Raw genomic sequence first — 20,061 nt, forward strand, 5'->3', positions numbered from 1 at the left:
TCAACTCCCTGTGGAACGTACGAGGGCGGCCGCGGTGCGCACCAGGATGCTGATGTCCTGCCACAGCGACCAGCTGTCGATGTACGCGTTGTCGAATCGGGCGCGGTCCTCGATGGAGGTGTCGCCGCGCAGGCCGTGGATCTGGGCGAGACCGGTGATGCCGGTCGGCATGCGGTGCCGCTCGGCGTACCCGGGGTGGGTCTGGCTGAACTGCATGACGAAGTAAGGGCGTTCGGGGCGCGGGCCGACGAGGCTCATGTCGCCGCGGAACACGTTCCACAGCTGGAGCAGCTCGTCCAGGGAGGTGCGCCGCAGGAAGCGGCAGAACCAGGCCATGCGCTTCTCGTCCGCGACGCTCCACCGGGTGGCGGACTCCATCGCGTCGCTCGGGCGGTGTGTGCGGAACTTCAGCAGCGTGAAGGGCTTCCCGCCCTTCCCGACGCGCTCCTGCCGGAAGACGACGCCGGGCCCCTCGGCCAGGCGCAGCCACACGGCGCACACCAGCAGGACCGGGCTGGTCAGGACGAGGAGGGTGCCGGAGACGACGAGGTCGAGCGCGCGCTTGCCGGCACTGCCGCGGCGGCGGGCGGGCGGCCGCGGACGATAGCGGAACCCCGCGAGGTGCCGGGCCGCGTCACCGGAGCGCGCCGGGTACGGGGCGGCCGCCGGGTCGAACTCCCAGACGCCGCAGCCGTATTCGCCGAGCACCGCCAGCCAGGCCGCCCGGTCAGGCGCCGCCCCCTCCAGAAGGAGCGCCCGCCGCACCCCGTTCTGGAGGATCGCGCGGCGCAGTTCGTCGGCCGTGCCGAGGACGGGCAGGTCGGGTCCGTCGTCGTCGGGCGGGTGTTCCAGCTCCTTGTCCGCAAGGATGCCGACCGGGCGCACCCCCGACCGCGGGTGGCGCAGCAGGGCGGCGGCAACCGGCCTGGCGAGGGTCTCGGGGCCGATGAGGAGGGTCGGGCAGGGGCGGCACGCGGCAGCCTCACGGCGCCGCCAGTAGACGAGGCCGCGGCCCGCGCCCGCGAGGAGGCAGTGCAGGGCGACGCACGCCGCGAGCGTGCCGGCGGGGAGCGGATCGAGCTGCGGGAACCCGGCGAGGACGGCCGCCATGACGCACCAGATCACCACGATGCGGCCGCCGATCGCGGGCCAGTCGTCGAGCAGGAGACGGGGCGCGTCGCCGCGGTAGAGGCCCGCGCGCACGTTCGCCGCCGCGACACCGGCGGCCAGCGCGATCACGAGCAGCGGGTGGCGCTGGACCGGCGCGATCACGAGGGTGCTCACCACTGCGGCCGTACCGTCCGCCGCGAGGAGGGACGTGCAGGAGGAGTGCCGCGCGGCCGCGCGTCTGCCCGCCGGCGACGGGCGGCCGCCCGCCTCGGCGCGTGGCGGGATGACCGAGGCCAGGAGGGTGCTCGGTGCAGTGGCGCGTGGCTGCCCCGCGGGGGAGGCAACGGTACGTTCCGCGGTCACGTGTTGAGGGGCTCCCTGCACTCGGTGGGCTCCGCGCCCAGAAGTTCGCGGTACACGTCGGCGACCGCGTCGGCGGTGCGCCGCACGTCGTGGTGCGCCCGCGCGTGCCGTAGGGCGAGACCGCCGAGCGCGCCGAGCCGGTGGGGGTCGCGCAGCAGACCGGTCAGCGTGCGGGCGAGCGCGGCGGGGTCGTCCGGCGGTACGAGGCAGTGGGACGCGAGGCCTGCGGGCAGGCTCTCGCGGGCGCCGTCCACGTCGGTGACGACGACGGGCCGTCCGCAGGCCATCGCCTCCAGAGGCGCGAGCGCCATGCCCTCCCAGCGGGACGGCAGCACCACGAGGTCGGCCTGCCGGTACCAGGGCACGGGGTCGTCGGCCCCCACGAACCGCACGGAGGCGGTGGCCTGCCGGCGCAGCGCCGCCGCGTCGGGCCCGTCCCCGACCAGCACGAGCCGCGCCCGCGGGAACCTCTCCTGCACGAGGGGCCAGGCGCGCACCAGGACGTCCTGGCCCTTCTGGCGGCAGATGCGCCCGACGCAGACCACCAGCGGATCGGCGGTGGCCTCGCGCGGTTCGGGAGCGGGCACGAAGCGGGTGAGGTCGACGCCGTTGGGGATGACGTCCCAGCGCGCGGTGATCCCGGCGCGCTCGCCCGTCGCGCGCTCCGCCTCGCTGACGCAGACGACCCGGGAGGCCCAGCGCGCGCCCCGGCGCTCCCACTCGAGGGCGAGCCGGGCGGTGGGGCCGTCGACCGCCTCGAAGGACCAGGCGTGCGGCTGGAACACGGTGGGGACCCGGCCGCGCACGGCGAGGCGGGCGGCGAGGCCGGCCTTGGCACTGTGCGCGTGGACGAGGGTCGGCCGCACCTGCGCCACGAGCCGCGCCAGGCCACGGACTTCGCGGGCGATGCCGGGCCCGGGCGAGCGGGTCGCCTGCCACGGCAGGACGTCACAGCCGATGCGGCGCAGCGACCCGGCCAGGGGCCCGTCGGACGGGCAGGCCACGCTGATCCGCATGCCCGCGGAGAGCTGTGCCTCGGTCAGATCACGGACGACGCGGGCCACTCCGCCGTCGACGGGCTGGGTGACATGGAGGACACGCGGTCGAGGGGGTGTCGCTGTCGGTTGCATGCGCGCTTCCCTTCGTGATGGAGGAGGGAAACGCGCTAGGGCCTGGCGTCGACCGCTGCGAAGAGCACGCCGATCCAGGCCGTGTCCCGCCGCGATGTCGTCCGAAGGCCGGGCCCCGGCCCCCGCCGCCTGACGCTCCGGCCGAGCGCGAAGACGTCCGGGTCGTAGCCGAGGGTGGTGGCGTACGCGGGGACCCTTCGCGGCTGCGCGCGTCCCGGTTCACTGATGCCCGAATTGAGCACGTCGTCGTCCGGGGTGGCCGCGTTCCCCAGGGCGACGGGCCGGGCCCGGCACCCCGGGGCGACACTCAGCGCGTCGCCCTTGACGCCCCGGTCGCCCTTGTACGCGACCAGGCCGCCGCGCCCGTTCGCCCCGCCCGGACGGGCCGCGGCGCCACACGTCGCGGAATGCGCGGCAAGAGAAATGGCGCCCACCGCCGTACGGCGCAGGAACGAGCCCCGGTGATGACGCATGACCGATTCCCTTTCAGGGACAAAGAGCTTCTGAATCACGGAATGAGGATGCGAAAGTCACATTGGACGGAAAGCACTTCTGCGCCCCGCCTCGCCGGGCTGGGAGGTGAGTCACTGTAGCGACAGATGAGTATTTATCTGTGAAACCCGACATGTGTGTCGGAATGGTGAAAGCGGAGAAGTCCGCGCCGTGCAGTCACCCGATCGGGGGCGCAACCCCGCACGGGTGGCGCGCGTTGATCCACGAGCCGGGCGCCTGCCCCGGAGACGTATCAACCGACCGAGGAGCACTTCTCCATGTCGCGTACCGCGAAGGCCTTTGTCTTTTCCACCGTCGCCGCCGCCGCTCTGGCCGGCTCCGCCGGCGTCGCCGCCGCCAGCAGTGACGCGCAGGGTGCCGCCGCCCACTCCCCCGGCGTGATCTCGGGCAACACCGTCCAGGTTCCCGTCCACGTCCCCGTGAACCTCTGCGGCGACACGGTCGATGTGATCGGCCTGCTGAACCCGACGTTCGGCAGCCACTGCGCCAACTGATCCGGTTCCCCCCGGACCCTTCCGCGGCCGCCCCGTTCGGGGCGGCCGTTCTTGCGTTCGTTGCGCCGTATGGGGGGAGAGTCCCAGAGACACCCGAACGGGCGCCCATCTGGCACGACACGCCGAGAGACGAGAGTGATCGCGCACGGCGTGTCGCCGCTCGGTTGCGTAGTGCGATCAGCCATCCCACGGTGGTCACAAGATCAGACACACACCACCGGAAGGCAACACACATGCCCATCAGCCCGTACGGCGCATTGCCACCACCGCTCTTTGCGCGACAATCCTCCTCGGCACCGCCGCTCCCGCGATAGCCGCCGAAAACGACCCGGGAAGCTCCAGCAGCGTCGAGGCACTGCGCGCACCGGTTCCCGGAGCGGATGCGCTGCTGGGCCAGGTAGGCACACTCGGCAGCATGAGTTCCGTCGTGACCCCGGTCACGGACCTGCTCACCGAGGTCCTCAAGGCCGACGACGGAAAGCTGTCCGCCGAGGCGGCACAGAAGCACGCGGACGCGATCAAGGCGGCCATCGACACCGCCAAGGCCACCGTCCCCGCGACCACCACAACACCGAAGTCGGGCGTCCCCGACGACGCCAAGGCGGCCCGGAAGGACGTGAAGGGCGACGCCCTGACCGCGCTCCAGACCGCCGTCGACGCACTGCTCAAGGCGTCGACCGCGGGTGACGTCGCGGGCGTCGCCACCGCGGCCACGAACGTCGTCACCGCCCTGGTGAACCTGCTCGCGGCCACCCTGCTCGGCAGCGGGCTGCCCGCGCCGACGCTGCCCGGCCTGCCCAAGCTCCCCACACTCCCGTCGACCGGACTCCCGCTCCCGTCCACGGCGTCCCAGCAGTCCACCGCCACGCTCCCGAAGACGCCGGCGCTCCCCCAGACTTCCGTCCTGCCCAACTGACGGGGGCGCGCCCGTGACGAAACGGGCACCCCCACCCGCCGCGCCGGTCTCCTACCGGCGCGGCGGGCTTTTCACGTCCCGGCCGTGCCCGATCGGGCGCCCTGCGCCGACAATTCACCTCTTCCTAAATCTCATATGAGAACTCCACGGCCCTTCGTTCGAGTGGGTTCGGCAAATCCCCTGACCTCAGAGTTTCCGTTGCCGGGGACGCTCGTTGGATATTCCGTCGCTGGTGACAAATCGTCACCCCAAGGAAGGAACATGATGAAGCCCCTGAAGGCCGCCGTCGTCGTCGCCGGATCCATGGTCATCGCCGGTGCAGCCGCACCCGCGTTCGCCTCCGACCTCACGCCGACGAGCCTCAACGGCGCGATCGACACCCTGAGCCACCAGTCGGTGCTCGACGCCCAGCCGCTGCACACCAACATGCTCGACACGGAGCGGGACGGCTCGGTCCTCAACACGGTGCAGAACACGGCGGACAACGTGAACGACGCCGGCGCGGGCGCCCCGGCCGGACTTCTCGGTGGCCTTCCCCTCGGCAAGTAGCGATCTTCGCGGGTGTGTTCCAGCCGCCCGCCGCACAACCAGCCTCATAAGCCGCAAGAACCCCTATCGGGAAGGTTTCAGCGGATTCTTGCGAGGAGCCCCGGGCGTTCATGCCCGGGAGGAATCGCATCCACGGGGTGCGTCGCCGTGATGTGCCGCAGGCCATGACGGCCGCGGAGCGGCCGGGAGGCGTTCCGCGGAGCTGGGCTCTGCCGGTGTGCGCGGGCAGGGCCCGGGGTGGGCCGGGGTGGGTGTCGCTCGTTCGGGTGGGGCGGGGGCGGACGTGTGGTGGGTCTTCGTCCAGGTGTATAGGTTCGCTGCTCGTGAAGCTGGTGGTGCGGGTGAAGCTGCTGCCGACGCCCGTACAGGCGGCGGCACTTGAAGCGACCCTGCACGCCTGCAACGAGGCCGCCACCTGGGCCGCCCAGGTCGCGTTCGAGGAGAATGCGCTTCGCCCGCTGGCTTTACGCAAGCACACCTATGCCGAGATCCGGGTCAGGTGGGGGTTGGGGGCGCAGGCTGCCCAGCACGCGATCAAGAAGACCTGTGACGCCTACACCACCTTGAAGGCGAACCTGAGGGCGGGACGGTACGGGCGGCCCGGCACGAAGCGGCACGCCCGGGCCTCGGGCAAGCCGGTGGTCTTCCGGCCCCGGGCGGCGCAGCCTTACGACGACCGGATGCTGTCCTGGCAGCACGAGCAGCAAACGGTGTCGATCTGGACCACGGCCGGCCGGCTGAAGGGTGTGGCGTTCACGGGGCAGGCCGGGCAGCTGGAGGTTTTGGCTGGACACCGTCGGGGTGAGTCCGACCTGGTGTTCCAGGGCGGGAAGTGGTTCTTGATCGCGACGTGCGAGATCGCCGAAGCCGCCCTGAACTCTCATCCGGCCGGGTTCCTCGGGGTGGACCTGGGGATCGTGAACATCGCGGCGACCTCCGATGGTGAGCGCCACTGCGGCAGGCAGATCAACCGCAAGCGCGAGAGTGACCGGAAACTGCGGTCCAAGCTGCAGAAGAAGAACACCAAGTCCGGCAGGCGGCGGGCGAAGAAGTACGCGGGCAGGGAAGCCCGGCGGAACAAGGACATCAACCACAAGATCAGCAAGCGGATCGTGGCGGAGGCTGAACGCACCGGTCGCGGGATCGCCCTGGAGACACTCACGGGCATCCGCGAGCGGGCACGGCTGAGAAAGCCCCAACGCGTCACGATCCACTCCTGGCCCTTTGCCCAGCTCGGCGCCTTCATCGCCTACAAGGCGAAGCGGGCCGGAGCCCCGGTCGTGTATGTCGATCCGGCGTACACCAGCCAGGAATGCTCCCAGTGTCATCACACCGCACGCGGAAACCGGCCTGCCCAGGCCGTCTTCGTGTGCCGGGTCTGCGGCTTCGTTGAGCACGCGGACCGCAACGCGTCCCACAACATCCGCCAACGCGGCTGGATGGTGTGGGTCTGCGGGGCTCAGTCAACGGCCCCCGAACTCACCCTCATCGCGTGAGTCCTGGACGCAGCCGAACCCATCACAGCCAGTGATGACTCGAGCAGCAATCCCAGTCGTTCCACGACCGAGTAGTTGACTGATGAACACCGCCAAGAAGGCTGCTCTGGTCATGGCCGCGGCCGGTATCGCTGCGGGCGCCGCTTCGGGCAGCGCCTTCGCCCACGGCGGAGCCGACGCAGAGGGTGCGGCGGCCGGCTCCCCCGGCGTCGGTTCGGGCAACGTCGCCCAGGTGCCCGTCGACGTTCCGGTCAACGTCGTGGGGAAAACCGTCAACGGCATCGCCGGTCTCAACCCGGCCTTCGGCAACAGCGGCCACAACGGCTGACACACTCCTTCGCGCACTCTTGGCGCGCAGCGGCACACAGGCCGACGAGAGGCTGGTCCCACCGCGCCGAGCGGCCCCGGATCGGCCTCTCGGCATGTCCGGCGCGCCCCAATTCTCGTTCGAGTGGGGGACGTTCCCCCAAGCGGGTGAAAGGTCGCCGGGGCGCCCGTCGCGCGTGGCTACGCTGCCGTGGTGACTTCAACGCCGACTGAGAACCGCGCTTTCCGCGCCATCGATCTGGGCACCCTCGCCGTCATCGCGTGGAGCGGCGAACACCCGGACGAGGCAGGGGACATGCCCTTCCTGCTGGCCTACTCCCTGGGAGACGGCGCGGGCGGACAGGAGGCATCGACCGAAGCGGTACGGGCCCTCCTGGAGAACAACGGTCTGCCGGTCGGCAAGGTCGTGGACGCCGCGGGCAAGCCCAGCTTCCCCGTCTCTCTGCTCGTCGAGGCCGGTCAGGCCGTCGTCAACATGCCGTATCTCAACGCCCAGTGCGTCGCGCCGCCCGAGTGGCTGGCCGCCGCGGCCGAACGCGGTTACGCGTACTTCGTGTTCACCACGCGTCCCTGGACGTCGGCGGTGCCCGGCAGCCCGGTCGCCGAGGAGGATCTCGCCTCGTTCGCGGGCGACGAGGCGACGCTGAACGGCGCGGCCCACTGCCTGCTCCCCGTACGCAAGCTGCGCGTCTGACCAGAAGGAAGTGGCCTATGGGAACCACGAACACCGAGGGACGCCCGGCCCGGATGCCATGGCAGTCGGGCCCAACTCGGCACAGTGAAAGCTCGGTTGAGTCACCGCGCGCCGCCCCGGAGTCCCGTTCCCTGGGTTTCGCGCTGCTTCTGGTGATCACCGGTGCGGCGGGGCTGCTCGCGGCGTGGGTCATCACGATCGACAAGTTCAAGCTGCTCGAGGACCCGAACTTCACGCCGGGATGCAGCCTCAACCCCGTGGTGTCCTGCGGGAACATCATGAAGAGCGCCCAGGCGTCGGTGTTCGGGTTCCCGAACCCGATGCTGGGGCTCGCGGCCTACGCCGTCGTGATCTGTGTGGGGATGAGTCTGCTGGGGCGGGCGAGGTTCCCCCGCTGGTACTGGCTGACGTTCAACGCGGGCACGCTGTTCGGGGTCGGATTCTGCACGTGGCTGCAGTTCCAGTCGCTGTACCGGATCAACTCGCTGTGCCTGTGGTGCTGTCTGGCGTGGGTCGCCACGATCGTCATGTTCTGGTACGTGACGTCGTTCAACGTGCGCAACGGGTTCCTGCCCGCGCCGTCCTGGCTGCGGTCGTTCTTCGGTGAGTTCACGTGGGTCGTGCCCGTGCTGCACGTCGGGATCATCGGGATGCTGATCCTGACGCGCTGGTGGGACTTCTGGACCAGCTGATACATACATCGGCCGATTGCACCGGGCGAGGGAAGTTTGCACTGATACCACCCGCCCGTCGTTACTCCTTTCGCGGTGACAAGTACCGCGAAGCCCGAAAGGATCCGTGTCCGACATGAAGTCAACTGCCAGAGGGACGCTCGCTGTACTGGCCGGCTGCCTCGCCGCCGGGGGCGCGGGCGCCGCTCCCGCCGCCGCGGGCGAGCAGGTACCCGTAGCGGTTCCCCTGACCGGCGTGGAGAACGCGCTGCACGTGAAGGCGCCCGAGCTGTCGACCGGGGTGCCGATCCCGGTGCCGGGCGGGCCGGACGCCCCGCGCTTCGTGGCCGGGCGGATGCTTCCCGAGCCCCTGCTGCCGGCGGTACCGCTCAGCAGCCAGCTGCCCGACACGCGGGTCGAGGCCCCACTTTCCCAGGTGACGGGAGACCACAAGATCGATCACCTGGGCCTGACCACCGCGGGGTCCGACGTGCGGACGGCCACCCCCGGAGCGTCGGTGAACCCGCCGCTCACCGGCCCGATCGGCGACCGCTTCGGCCTGCCGGGCGTGGCACTGCCCGAGGCCGCGCTCGTCACGCCGCTTCTGACGACGGCGCCGGGAGCGGCGCTCGACATCGCGTGACCCGCACGCGGAGATCCTGAGGTCCGGAAGAGGAGACGCCAGTGGAAGCCCGTACCCCGCCTGTCGGTATCGGTCCCGCCGGCCGGAGGCTCGTGACGCGCCGGACCGTGGTGCGGCGGCTGATCGGGGTCGCACTCGCCGCCGCCGTGGTGCCGGCCGCCGCTCTCGTCGGCCGGGCCTTCCGCCACCCGCAGGACGACCTGAAGGACGCGGTCGGCGGGGACTTCGAGGAGACCTACCGCGGCCGCCACATCCGCGGGGCACGAGGGCAGGGCCCGATGATGCGCGCGCACATCGGGCAGCGGTCCGGGCAGGACTCCTGGCAACGGTCCGGGCACTGGGACGTCACGGTGGACGGCCGGCCGCTGCATCTGATGCGCCGCGCCGACGGCAGTTATCTGAGCATGGTCGACCACTACCAGTCGTATCCCACCCCCCTGGCCGCGGCGAGGGGTGCCGTGGACGAGCTCGGCGACCAGATGCTGCGCCGGCACGCGCTCTGAGCGCCACGGCAGAGCCGAAGTTGAAGAAGGGGGACAGCATTGGTGTACACGCGGCAGAACCAGAGCTCGCTCACGGCGGCGCAGAAGAAGCGGTTCGTGTCCGCGCTGCTCGCGGTCAAACGCAAGGGGCAGTACGACGAATTCGTGCGCATGCACGTGGCGTTCTACGTCGGTGACGGGGACGGCGGGCAGCGGGTCGCGCACATGGCGCCGACATTTCTGCCCTGGCACCGGCAGTTCCTCCTCGAGTTCGAAGGCGCCCTGCAGCGAGTGGATCCCGGAGTCTCCGTCCCTTACTGGGACTGGACGGTGGACCGCTCCCCGACGTCGTCGCTGTGGGGCGAGGGGTTCCTCGGCGGGAACGGCCGACGCTCCGACCGGCGGGTGATGACGGGCCCTTTCGCCTACGGGAACGGGCACTGGCCCATCAAGGAAGGCGTGACGGAGGGCGAGTTCCTGACCCGGGACTTCGGCCGCCCCCACAATCCGATCGAGCTGCCCACGAAGGACGAACTGGCCTGGGCGATGCGGGATTCGCTGTACGACTCCGCGCCGTGGAACTCGACGTCATCGCACGGGTTCCGCAACAAGGTCGAGGGCTGGACCCCGGGGGCGGGGAACGGCAAGTTCCGTAACCACAACCAGGTGCACCGGTGGGTCGGCGGGCACATGCTCGGGGCGGGCTCCGTGAACGATCCGGTCTTCTGGTTCAACCACGCGTTCGTCGATCTGCTCTGGTCACGCTGGCACCGGAAATACCCCGACTCGGCCCCCTATTTGCCGGCCGGAGGGTCGACGGGGGCGGGGCGTGTCGTGACTCTTGACGAGCCGATGCCGCCCTGGAAAGTGAAGCCGAGTTCCATGATCGAGCACGGGCATTTGTATCGGTACGCATAATCCGCGTCACTCATGAGAAAAGGCCCCCGCGCATCCGCGCCGGGGGCCTTTGTCAGGGTGTCAGCCGCCGTAGCCGCCGTCGTCGCCGCCGTTGTCGCCCCCGTGGTCGCCGCCGTTGTCGTGGTCCCCGACGATGGCGCAGGCGTTGCCGAAGGCCGGGTTCAGCAGAGCGATGGCGTCCACGGTGTTGCCGCAGACGTTGACCGGGACGTGGACCGGGACCTGGACGGCGTCGCCCGAGATGACGCCGGGCGAGTCGGCGGCCCCACCCTGGGCGCCGGCGTCGGCCATGGCCAGGCCGGCACCGCTGATCACCACGGCGCCGGTGCCGAGCGCGACAGCGGCGGCCTTCGCGATGCGAGACATCACGTTCTCCTTCTGCTGGACGGATACGGCCGCAAGATCGCGTCCGCATGCCGGGTTCAACGGACTCGCCTCGCGCAGGTAACGGCCTTAACGCCATCCATCCGACGGGCCCCGATTTATGGGGATTCCTACGGAAGGGCGGCCGAGTTCTGCTGTGCACGGCTGCCTGCGCCGAAAATCGTCGGCAATTCGTGGCGCGAATTATTGAGGGCGAAGGGCACGAACGGTGGAGCGGTGCCGGACGGCTTTTCGTGGCGGAGGCCATGCACAAGAAGGCCGACGCGTTCGCACGGTACGGCGACGCCGCGGAGCTCCAGATGGTCGTCGAGGTGCTGCCGAGCGTCGTCGCGAAGGCGTCCGAGCCGCTGAGCGCCGTGGGACAGGGTGACGGTGATCTCGACGGACGGCGCGAGCCGGCTGTCGCGTACGGTCGCCGACGACGTCGCGCAGGGTGGCGTCCGCCGTATTCAGGCTCTCGGGATTCCGGTCCTCGGGCAGGTCTACGGGTATGGGGCGCCGCCCTGTTTTGTCGCGCCCCTGCCCGTCACTGTGTCGACACCAGGGGCCGTAGGCGGGTCGATCTCAGGCGGTCCACCTGTGGGGCGGCCCGGGTCGCGAGTGGGGTGAGCAAGAGAGCCAGGGTGGCGCCTACGGCCAGGCCCACTGCCACGTCGTGCGGGTAGTGCACGCCGATCCACACCCGGGAGGCGCCCATGAGGACCGCCGCCGGGACCGCGATCAGGCCGATGCGGCGGTCGGCGAGCAGCAGCGTGACGGCTGCCGCGGCGGCGATCACCGCGTGGTTGCTGGGGAACGACCAGTCCCCGAGTGCCGGGCACGCCTCCACGGTGACCGTGTGGAGCGTGCGACACGGGCGCTGTTCGTCGACGACCGACTTGAGTACGGAGTTCGCCGCGTAGGCGACCACGACGATGACCGGGGACGCGAGGACCCGGGCCATCCGGACGCCGCCCTCGCCTCTCGCGCGCCACCACGCCGCGATCATCAGTACGGCGAAGAGCGCGAGCCCGTAGTCCGACCAGCCGGACACGACGGCGTCCACCGCGTGCGGAGTGCTGTGCGCCAGGTCGGTCACCCACGTGTAGAGACCGCCGTCCACGGACGCGCCGCCGAAGGCGAGAGGTGCGGTCATGATGTGCCCTCCTCCGCGGCGCGGCGCTCGCGTGACCTGGCGCGGGAGCGCCACACCTCCAGGGCGAGCGGGATCAGGGAGACGATGACGACGAGGGCGACGATCGGCAGGAGGTAACGGTCGACGTTCGGCACCGACGAGCCGAGTCCGTAGCCCGCGAGGACCAGGCCGACCGTCCAGACGAGGCCGCCGACGATCTGCCACACCGTGAAGACCCGCGCCGGCACCCCGAGTGCTCCGGCCAGCGGATTGAGCACCGTACGGACGACGGGGACGAAACGGGCCAGGACGATCGCCTTGGCGTGGCCGTACCGATCGAGCAGCTCCTCGGCGCGGGCCGCCCCCTCGTGCAGCCGCTTGGCTCTGCTGCGGGCGAGGAGCGCGCGTCCGCCGCGCCGCCCGATCCAGTACCCCGCCTGCGCCCCGGCCAGCGCGCCCACCACGGCGGCGGCCAGGACCTGCGGCAGCGAGAGGTGGACAGGGCCGTACGAGCCGCCCGCGCAGAGCAGGCCGGCCGTGAAGAGCAGCGAGTCGCCCGGCAGGAAGAACCCGACGAGCAGTCCGGTCTCCGCGAACAGGACGACGGCCACGCCGAGGGCGCCGAAAGCGGCCAGGAGGGAGCCCGCGTCCAGCACGTTCACCGCCTGGGCGGCGGCGAGGGGGTCTACGGCCATGGGGCCGCTCCTCTCAGTCGTCTCATAATGGGCTGAACGGCGACCGCGAGTCGGCACGCCGACCATACGACTACAGTCGTGTAGACGGTCTACTCAACTGTAGACGAAGAAGAGCGGAGGATCGTTCCCATGGCCGAGGAGCAGGAACGGCGTCCCGCGGGCGAGCTCGAGGCGAGTGTCCTCGCCGCGCTCTGGGCCGCCGAGACACCGCTCACCCCCGGCGAGGTGCAGCGGGCACTCGCCGACGACCTGGCCCGCACCACCGTGACCACGATCCTGACCCGGCTCCATGCCAAGGGGACGGTCACCCGTGACCGCGCGGGCCGCGGCTACGCGTACCGGCCCGCGCAGGACGCGCACGGGCTCACGGCCCGCCGCATGCACGCCGAGCTCGACAAGGACGAGGACCGCGGCACGGTCCTGGCCCGATTCGTCTCCGAGCTGAGCACCGAGGACGAGCAGATGCTGCGCGCGCTGCTCGACGGCGGAGCCGAAACCGGCGCCGAGGGCGGCACCGGCGACGACCGCGGAGGTGCCGGCCGATGATGTTCGCCGTCTGGATCCCGCTGCTCATGCCGCTGCTCGCCGTGCCCGCCGCGCGCCGCGCCGCCGAGTGGCTGCCGCCCCGCGCGGCGGCCTGGACGCTGGCGGGCTTCTCCGTGGTCCTCGCCGGATCCAGCACGGCCGCGCTCGGCCTCCTCGCCTCCGCCGGGGCGCTGCGGCTGCCTCCTGTGGCCGCCGTCGGACATCTGTCGCCACCGCTCCTCGGCGACGGCTCCCCGGTGCTCGTTCCCGCGTCGGTCCTCGCCGCGCTCGCGCTGGCGGCGGGCGCGTTCGCGGTGGTCCGTACGGGGCTGCGGCAGCGGCGCGAGATGCGGGCGGCCCGCGCCGCTTCCGCCGCCGCTGACGAACTCTCCGTACGGCCGGACGAACTCCCTTACGCCTACGCCCTTCCGGGGCGCCCGGACCGGATCGTCGTGACGACGGGGATGCTGCGGGCGCTCGACGCGCGGGAGCGCGAGGTGCTCTTCGCGCACGAGCGCGCGCATCTCGCGGGCCGCCACCATCTGTTCCTCGCGACGGCCGAACTGGCCGTCACCCTGCACCCGATGCTGCGCGGACTGCGCGAACCGCTCGCCTACGCGCTCGAGCGCTGGGCCGACGAGTCCGCCGCCACCGCGACGGGCGACCGGGCGCTCACCGCGCGGGCGATCGGCCGGGCCGCCCTCGCCGCGGCCCGCGTCCCGGGGGCCGGGTCACGGCCCCGTACGGCGCTCGCCGTCACGGCGGGTCCGGTGCCGCGGCGCGTCACCGCCCTGCTGGCCACGAGTGCCGCGGCGGCCCGCCCGCGCAGGGCGCTGCGGCGCGCGCTGGCCGGCGCGCTCCTGGTGTGCGCGGTGCTCTCGGCCGGCGCGGTCGCCGACGCGGCCCACGACCTGCACGCGGGCGTGGAGGTCGCACAGGGCGAGACCGGCCGCTGAACCGCCCCCACGCGCGCGTGGCCCGTCACTTGCCCGTCTTCACCGTCCAGCTGACGCTGTTGGACGCCGCCCGGATCGCGGCCGGGTCCCGTAGCGACGCGCTGTTGTCGACGGCGGTCGCGGTGATCGTGTGCGTGCCCTTGCGCGCGCCGAGCTCCTTGCCGGTGACGGTGCGCTCGGCGGCGGCGCGGCGCACCTCGACTCCGTCGACGTACCAGTGCACGCGCACGTCGGACAGGCCCTTGGCGAGCGGTGCGAGGTCCACGCGGATGTGGTCCTGGGGGCGCAGGGTGCGGGTGGTGGGTGTGCGGGCCGTGAGCACGTCGGCGTCGCGGTAGAAGCCGGCGATCATGGCCTCGCGGCCGACGAGGTTGAACTGCTCGGTGTCCAGGGCGCGCATGATCGAGTTCTGGGTCGGGCGGTAGATCCCGTACTCGTAGTAGCCGCCGCCCTCGTACGCGCCCACGGTCCCTCCCGCCGGGTCGCTCTCGCCGAGCCAGCGGTACCACTTGGCCTTGGCGCCGGACATGCCGTCCGCCGTCAGGATGCTGGTGTTGGGCTCGACGGGCTCCGCGCCGGGGTACCTGCCGTATCCCGCGTACTGGTACTCGTCGGCCAGCAGGCCTATGGAGTGGCCCAGTTCGTGGGCGCCGATCAGGTACGAGCGGTCGTTGTCGGAGGACATCGTGGCGATGCCGGTGTGCCCGGCGGTCGACTGGACGCCGCTGTAACCGGCGCCGCCGTACTTCGTGGCGTTCGAGACGACGAAGACGATGTCGGAGTCCGGGGCCTGCTGCGCGTACGAGTCGACCTTCTTCTCGTCGATGCACAGCAGCCGCTCGACGTCGTCACAGAAGAAGTAACTACTGAGCGCGGTGTCCTTGACGACGTCCTGGGTGGGGTCTCCGGAGACGCCCGATTCGTTCGAGACCGTGTTGACGAGCCAGAAGTTGAAGAGGCCTTTGTAGCTCTTGTAGGGCTCGATGGCGAAGATCGAATCAAGCTTGGACTCGGCGTCCTGCCTGAAGTCCTCCTGCTGGTCCGCCGTGTAGCCGTCGCCCATGATCACGAGGTCGAGGCGACCCTCGGAGGGGCCCGTCTTCTGCAGCGCGGTGACCTGGCCGTCCGGGGCGGCCGTCGCGGGTGTGCGCTTCTCCTTGCGGATCTCCGCCGGTACGGCCGCCGGGACCTGGACGTGACGGCCCTCTCCGCGGGAGTCGGCGAAGTACTCGACCGTGCGGGTCCCCGTGTCGGACCCGCCCGCGGCTTCGGCGGCGGCGGCGCGACCGGCGAGGCCCGCGCCACCGAGGGCTGCGGCCGCGAGTACACCGGCGAGGAGCGCGGCGGGCAGAGAACGGCGCGGGGACTTGGGTATCGGCACGAGGACCTCGGGTACTCAAGTAGGGGACATAAGTGCTGGGTTAATCAGACTTAATCGATCGATCAACCTAGGGGGTGGCGTGACGGCTGACAAGGGGTGAGACTCAAGTGCCCTGCGACGAGCGACAGTTGCGGGAGCGGAACCACGGAGCGGGACAGGAAGGGCGGCGCGCCGCACGATGACGCACGACAGCACCCCGGAGGCGGGTGACCCCGGCCCCGTACCGGACGGGGAATCCGGCCTCGCACCGGACACCGAGCCTTCCGCACCCACCGAGTCTTCCGCGCCCGCCGCGCCCGCCGAGCCCGCCGAGCCCGCCGACGAACCCATAGGCCGCCGCGTCCTCCGCCTGCGTACAGATCGCGGCCTGACCCAGCGTCAGGTTGCCGAACCCGCCTACACGCCCGCCTACATCTCCACCTTGGAAGCGGGCCGCGTCCGCCCCTCCGAGGCCGCTCTGCGGCACGTCGCCGAGCGGCTCGGTGTGACGTACGAGGAGCTCACGACGGGGCAGCCCGCCCACCTCGCCACCCGCCTGCGCCTGCGCCTCACCGAGGCCCAGCGCGGGCTCACCACGGGCGCCGCCGAGGAGGCAGCCGTCCTGTACGAGGAGCTGCGCGCCGAGGCCGAGCGGCACGGCCTCGCCGCCGAACAGGCCGCCGCCGAACTCGGCCTCGGCGAGTGCGCCCTGGAGACCGGCGAACTCCCCGACGCCCACCGCCACTTCGAAGCCGCCGAGGCACTGCTCGTCGCGGCCGGCGCGCCACTCCCTCAGCGTGCCCCCGTCGTACGCGCGCGTGCCGTCGCGCACTACCTCTCCGGAGAGCTGCGGTACGCGTGCTACCTCCTGGAGTCCGCACTCGACGAGCTGAACACCAGCGGCCTGCACGACCCGGACGCCCTGTTGCTTCTCTACACGGCGACCATCGCCCCATACATGGACATGGGCGCCCACGCGCGCGCCGCGCAGGCCGCCGAGCTCGCGCTCTCACTGGCCCCGCAGGCCGGGGACCCCGTGCTCGTCGCCAAGATGCACCGCTCGGTGGCCCGCACACTCCTCGCCGAGGGCCGCGCCGCGGAGGCCGACGCGTCCCTGAGCAAGGCCGCAGAGCTGTACCAGCGGCTCCAGATCCGCACCGAACTCGCGCACTGCCACTGGATGCGCGGTTACGTCCACGCCCAGAACGGCCGACTCGCCGATGCCGAAAGGGAGTTGAGGACCGCGCGCGACATGCTGTCGGCCAAGCGGGCGGTGCTCTACACGACGCAGGTCGAGGTCGAGCTGGCCGACGTGCTGCGCCGCAGGGGCAGCAGCGACGAGGCGGCCGTGCTGCTGCGGGCCCTGCTCGGCGACCTGAACCCGGAGCGCGGCGCCGTCCACGCGGCGGGCGCGCACCGGCTGCTCGGCATCATCGCGGAGGAGTCGGGGGCCGTGGGCGCCCCCGAGGGGAGCGCCCCGGTGACAGCGGCGGCCGAGGCCGCGGAGGAGCACTACGTCACCGCGCTGAGCCTGCTCGAACGGGCGGGCGCGGCGGGCGACCTGGCCGACCTGTGCCGTCTGCTCGGCGACCTCTACCGCCGCACGGGCCGCATCGACGCCGCCCTCGACACGTACCGCACGGGTCTGGGACACCGCGCCGCGCCCGGCACCACGACCCTCGGCCCGGCCCCCGCCGAGCCGCCCGTGTGACGGGTCAGGCCTTCGTCACCTGCGTCGCCTTCGTCGCCAAGAGGGAGTACATGGCCGGGAAGTTATCCACAGGCTGGGGAACCTCGCCAGCGGATTGTCGGCCGGTGGAGGCACTATGGGGCCATGACTGAGAGCAACGGGGCCCCTCGGGGGGCGGGCGGCGGATCCATGCCGGACTGGGAGAAGCGCTTCCGCGCGCCGCGGGTTTCCCTGCCCGACTGGGCGGAGGACGCGCCGGACCGCTCCCTGTTCGTGTCGAACGCGACGGGGACGTACGAGCTGTACGCGTGGGACCGGACGACGGGCGAGCAGCGCAGAGCGACGGACCGGCCGAACGGGACGACGGACGGCGTCCTGTCCCCCGACGGCGAGTGGATCTGGTGGTTCAGCGACAAGGACGGGGACGAGTTCGGGGTCTGGCTGCGCCAGCCCTTCGCCGGGGGCGAAGACGTTCCCGCGGTGGACGGGCTCGAAGCCTCGTACCCGGCGGGCCTGGCCATCGGGAGGGACGGCTCGACGGCGGTCGTGGGCCGCTCCACGGACGAGGACGGCACGACGATCCATGTCGTCCGCGGCGGCGGCGCGCCCCAGGAGATCTACCGGCATCGCGAGTCGGCCGGCGTCGGCGACCTCTCGCACGACGGCACCCTCATCGCCATCGAGCACACGGAGCACGGGGACGCCATGCACTCGGCGCTGCGTGTGGTGCGGCCCGACGGGACGACGGTCGCCGAGCTCGACGACACCAAGGGCGGTTCGCAGGAGCTGGGCCTGGAAGTCCTGGGCTTCGCTCCGGTGGACGGGGACACCCGGCTCCTCGTCGGGCATCAGCGGCGCGGGCGCTGGGAGCCGATGGTGTGGGACGTGGCGTCGGGCGAGGAGACCGATCTCGCCCTCGGCCTGCCCGGTGACGTCTCCGCCGAGTGGTATCCGGACGGCTCGGCGCTCCTGGTCGCGCACAGCTTCGAGGCCCGCAGCGACCTGTGGCGATACGAGTTCGGCTCGGGCGCGCAGACCCGTGTCGAGACGCCGCCGGGCACGGTGTCGGGGGCGACGGCGCGGCCCGACGGCAGTGTGGAGTACCTGTGGTCGTCGGCCGCCGAGCCGTCGGTCGTCCGGTCCACGTCGGGCGGCGTGGTCCTCGATCCGCCCGGGCTCAAGGCGCCGGTGTCCGTGCCGGTGGAGGACGTGTGGGTCGAGGGACCCGGCGGCCGCATCCACGCCCTCGTCCAGAAACCGGCGGGGGCCACGGGGCCGCTGCCCACCGTGTTCGAGGTGCACGGGGGGCCGACCTGGCACGACAGCGACTCGTTCGCGGCGGGACCCGCGGCCTGGGTGGACCACGGGTACGCGGTGGTCCGGGTCAACTACCGGGGCTCGACCGGATACGGGCGCGAATGGACGGACGCGCTCAAGCACCGCGTCGGCCTCATCGAGCTGGAGGACGTCTCGGCGGTCCGCGAGTGGGCCGTATCGTCCGGGCTCGCCGACCCGGACCGGCTCGTCCTCGCGGGCGGCTCGTGGGGCGGGTACCTCACACTCCTCGGCGTCGGCACCCAGCCGGACGTCTGGGCGGTGGGCCTCGCGGCCGTGCCCGTCGCGGACTACGTCACGGCGTACCACGACGAGATGGAGGCCCTCAAGGCGCTGGACCGCACGTTGTTCGGCGGCACCCCGGAAGAGGTCCCCGACCGCTTCACCGCGTCATCCCCGCTGACGTACGTGGACGAGGTGAAGGCCCCGGTCTACATCTCGGCGGGGGTCAACGACCCGCGGTGCCCGATCCGCCAGATCGACAACTATGTGGACCGGCTCGTGGCGCGCGGCGCCACGCATGAGGTGTACCGGTACGACGCGGGGCACGGTTCGCTCGTCGTGGAGGAGCGGATCAAGCAGGTGCGGCTGGAGCTGGACTTCGCGGCGCGGCATCTGAGCTGACGGACGCGGCGGCGCTCCCGCGCGAGACCGGGTCCACCCCACGGCCCGGGCCCACCCCGCGGCCCGGGTCCTCGTGCGGGAGCCGTACCGTGGGGAGGGTGTACCGGTTCCTCCTGACCCCCCGGTGGTGGGGGATCAACGTGTTCGTCGTGCTCGCCATCCCCTTCTGCATCTTCATGGGCTCCTGGCAGCTCGGCCGCTTCGAGGACCGGGTGCAGGGCCACAAGGACGCCTCGGCGCAGTCGACGGCGAACGAGAAGGCCGCGCCCCGGCCGCTCGGCTCCCTGCTGCCCGTGGACCAGAAGACGTCCGGCAAGCGGGCCACCGCGACCGGGCACTACGGCAAGCAGCTTCTGGTCCCCGACCGTGAACTCGACGGCAGGACCGGCTTCTACGTGGTGACGCTGCTGCGCACGGAGGGGGGCGCCGGCAAGGCGCTGCCCGTCGTACGTGGGTGGGTGCCCGGTGCGGCGAGCGCCGCGAAGGCTCCCGCGGCCCCCCCGGGTGAGGTCACCGTCACCGGTGCGCTCCAGGCTTCCGAGAGCCCTGGCTCGGGCGGGGCGTCCGCCGCGGGGGGACTGCCGGCCGGACAGCTCGGCGCGATCAGCGCGGCGTCCCTGGTGAACCTCGTCCCGTACGACGTCTACGACGCCTGGGTCACGCTCGACAAGGCGGACTCCGGGATGACGGCGGTACCGGCGACGGCGCCGCAGGGCAGCGGCCTCGACCTGAAGGCGTTCCAGAACCTGGGCTACACCGGCGAGTGGTTCGTCTTCGCGGGCTTTGTGATCTTCATGTGGTTCCGCCTGCTGCGCCGCGAGGCGGAGTTCGAGCGGGACGCTGCGCTGGGGCTCACGGAATCCGATGCAACCGGCACGGCCCCGGACGCGGCAGGCGCCCCGGACGCGGCGGACTCCCCGGAGCCCGCGAGCCCCGAGACGACCCGAAGCTAGTCCGCACCGCCGGGAAGAGCCGTCGCGGCTGATCAGCGCAGCGGCTGATCACCGTCCAGGCGGAAGGGGAGGTGCCCAGCACCTCCCCGCGTCTCCCCGTACCGGCGTGAACGGGTCCC

The 20,061-nt window shown here is 71.8% G+C and carries 22 protein-coding genes and 1 pseudogene; 16 read left to right on the top strand and 7 right to left on the bottom strand.

All coding sequences use genetic code 11. The features are described 5' to 3' along the window. From OG758_RS24365 to OG758_RS24375, 3 genes are read right to left on the bottom strand one after another with little or no spacing between them, the layout of a single operon-like run. Positions 1-1,473: a sugar transferase gene (locus OG758_RS24365; protein ID WP_326711916.1), complete on the bottom strand. Its 1,473-nt coding sequence runs from the start codon at positions 1,471-1,473 to the stop codon at positions 1-3. Beyond that, entirely contained in the window at positions 1,470-2,603 is a 1,134-nt protein-coding gene (locus OG758_RS24370) for a glycosyltransferase family 4 protein (protein ID WP_326711917.1), read from the bottom strand. Before OG758_RS24370 ends, OG758_RS24365 begins: the two co-directional genes overlap by 4 nt. A 35-nt stretch (positions 2,604-2,638) precedes the next feature. Further along, the gene (locus OG758_RS24375) at positions 2,639-3,076 is read right to left on the bottom strand and encodes a hypothetical protein (RefSeq protein WP_326711918.1); all 438 of its coding nucleotides are present in this window, start codon (positions 3,074-3,076) and stop codon (positions 2,639-2,641) included. Positions 3,077-3,373: 297 nt separating this feature from the next. Here OG758_RS24375 and OG758_RS24380 point away from each other — a divergent pair, with 297 nt between their 5' ends. From OG758_RS24380 to OG758_RS24425, 10 genes are all read left to right on the top strand, one after another. Then, complete coding sequence (locus OG758_RS24380) at positions 3,374-3,610, top strand: chaplin (RefSeq protein WP_326711919.1); 237 nt, start codon at positions 3,374-3,376, stop codon at positions 3,608-3,610. 415 nt (positions 3,611-4,025) lie between these two features. After that, positions 4,026-4,526, top strand: coding sequence for a hypothetical protein (locus OG758_RS24385; protein ID WP_326711920.1), 501 nt, complete (start codon positions 4,026-4,028; stop codon positions 4,524-4,526). A 264-nt stretch (positions 4,527-4,790) separates the two neighbouring features. Continuing rightward, positions 4,791-5,075: a hypothetical protein gene (locus tag OG758_RS24390; RefSeq protein ID WP_326716018.1), complete on the top strand. Its 285-nt coding sequence runs from the start codon at positions 4,791-4,793 to the stop codon at positions 5,073-5,075. A 323-nt stretch (positions 5,076-5,398) separates the two neighbouring features. Then, positions 5,399-6,571: an RNA-guided endonuclease InsQ/TnpB family protein gene (locus OG758_RS24395; protein WP_326711921.1), complete on the top strand. Its 1,173-nt coding sequence runs from the start codon at positions 5,399-5,401 to the stop codon at positions 6,569-6,571. An 82-nt stretch (positions 6,572-6,653) separates the two neighbouring features. After that, on the top strand, positions 6,654-6,899 hold the full coding sequence (locus OG758_RS24400) for a chaplin family protein (RefSeq protein WP_326711922.1): 246 nt from the start codon (positions 6,654-6,656) through the stop codon (positions 6,897-6,899). Between the two features lie 192 nt (positions 6,900-7,091). Then, positions 7,092-7,592 carry a DUF5949 family protein gene (locus tag OG758_RS24405; RefSeq protein WP_326711923.1) on the top strand — a complete coding sequence of 167 codons (501 nt, stop codon included), beginning with the start codon at positions 7,092-7,094 and terminating at the stop codon, positions 7,590-7,592. Positions 7,593-7,645: 53 nt separating this feature from the next. Further along, entirely contained in the window at positions 7,646-8,284 is a 639-nt protein-coding gene (locus OG758_RS24410) for a vitamin K epoxide reductase family protein (protein WP_326716019.1), read from the top strand. A gap of 115 nt (positions 8,285-8,399) precedes the next feature. Then, complete coding sequence (locus OG758_RS24415; RefSeq protein WP_326711924.1) at positions 8,400-8,906, top strand: hypothetical protein; 507 nt, start codon at positions 8,400-8,402, stop codon at positions 8,904-8,906. A gap of 92 nt (positions 8,907-8,998) precedes the next feature. Further along, complete coding sequence (locus tag OG758_RS24420) at positions 8,999-9,409, top strand: tyrosinase family oxidase copper chaperone (protein ID WP_326711926.1); 411 nt, start codon at positions 8,999-9,001, stop codon at positions 9,407-9,409. A gap of 39 nt (positions 9,410-9,448) precedes the next feature. Beyond that, positions 9,449-10,306: a tyrosinase family protein gene (locus tag OG758_RS24425; RefSeq protein ID WP_326711927.1), complete on the top strand. Its 858-nt coding sequence runs from the start codon at positions 9,449-9,451 to the stop codon at positions 10,304-10,306. Positions 10,307-10,366: 60 nt separating this feature from the next. Here the strand turns inward: OG758_RS24425 and OG758_RS24430 are convergent, their stop codons facing one another. Next, positions 10,367-10,672, bottom strand: coding sequence for a chaplin (locus tag OG758_RS24430; RefSeq protein WP_326711928.1), 306 nt, complete (start codon positions 10,670-10,672; stop codon positions 10,367-10,369). A 251-nt stretch (positions 10,673-10,923) separates the two neighbouring features. Between OG758_RS24430 and OG758_RS24435 the strand changes: the two are divergent. Continuing rightward, positions 10,924-11,125: pseudogene (locus OG758_RS24435) on the top strand (flotillin domain-containing protein); the annotation flags it as partial. A 91-nt stretch (positions 11,126-11,216) separates the two neighbouring features. Here OG758_RS24435 and OG758_RS24440 read toward each other — a convergent pair. Further along, a complete protein-coding gene (locus OG758_RS24440; RefSeq protein ID WP_266561895.1) occupies positions 11,217-11,825 on the bottom strand; it encodes a phosphatase PAP2 family protein in 609 nt (202 codons plus the stop codon). Further along, on the bottom strand, positions 11,822-12,499 hold the full coding sequence (locus OG758_RS24445; RefSeq protein WP_326711929.1) for a DedA family protein: 678 nt from the start codon (positions 12,497-12,499) through the stop codon (positions 11,822-11,824). Before OG758_RS24445 ends, OG758_RS24440 begins: the two co-directional genes overlap by 4 nt. 129 nt (positions 12,500-12,628) lie before the next feature. On the opposite strand from OG758_RS24445, the gene OG758_RS24450 reads away from it, so the two are divergent. Both OG758_RS24450 and OG758_RS24455 read left to right on the top strand, forming a co-directional pair. After that, positions 12,629-13,045, top strand: a complete 417-nt coding sequence (locus OG758_RS24450) for a BlaI/MecI/CopY family transcriptional regulator (protein WP_326711930.1) — start codon at positions 12,629-12,631, stop codon at positions 13,043-13,045. Further along, the gene (locus OG758_RS24455) at positions 13,042-13,980 is read left to right on the top strand and encodes a M56 family metallopeptidase (RefSeq protein ID WP_326711931.1); all 939 of its coding nucleotides are present in this window, start codon (positions 13,042-13,044) and stop codon (positions 13,978-13,980) included. The genes OG758_RS24450 and OG758_RS24455 overlap by 4 nt, the downstream gene beginning before the upstream one ends. A 25-nt stretch (positions 13,981-14,005) precedes the next feature. Here the strand turns inward: OG758_RS24455 and OG758_RS24460 are convergent, their stop codons facing one another. Continuing rightward, positions 14,006-15,361, bottom strand: coding sequence for a M64 family metallopeptidase (locus OG758_RS24460; RefSeq protein WP_326711932.1), 1,356 nt, complete (start codon positions 15,359-15,361; stop codon positions 14,006-14,008). A 178-nt stretch (positions 15,362-15,539) separates the two neighbouring features. On the opposite strand from OG758_RS24460, the gene OG758_RS24465 reads away from it, so the two are divergent. From OG758_RS24465 to OG758_RS24475, 3 genes are all read left to right on the top strand, one after another. Continuing rightward, positions 15,540-17,051, top strand: a complete 1,512-nt coding sequence (locus tag OG758_RS24465; RefSeq protein ID WP_326711933.1) for a helix-turn-helix domain-containing protein — start codon at positions 15,540-15,542, stop codon at positions 17,049-17,051. Between the two features lie 123 nt (positions 17,052-17,174). Next, the gene (locus tag OG758_RS24470; protein WP_326711934.1) at positions 17,175-18,989 is read left to right on the top strand and encodes a S9 family peptidase; all 1,815 of its coding nucleotides are present in this window, start codon (positions 17,175-17,177) and stop codon (positions 18,987-18,989) included. 98 nt (positions 18,990-19,087) lie between these two features. Continuing rightward, complete coding sequence (locus OG758_RS24475; protein WP_326711935.1) at positions 19,088-19,942, top strand: SURF1 family protein; 855 nt, start codon at positions 19,088-19,090, stop codon at positions 19,940-19,942. Positions 19,943-20,061: the final 119 nt, after the last annotated feature.

This window comes from Streptomyces sp. NBC_01474 (assembly GCF_035918215.1).
In the GTDB taxonomy this organism is placed as follows: Bacteria; Actinomycetota; Actinomycetes; order Streptomycetales; family Streptomycetaceae; genus Streptomyces; species Streptomyces aureus.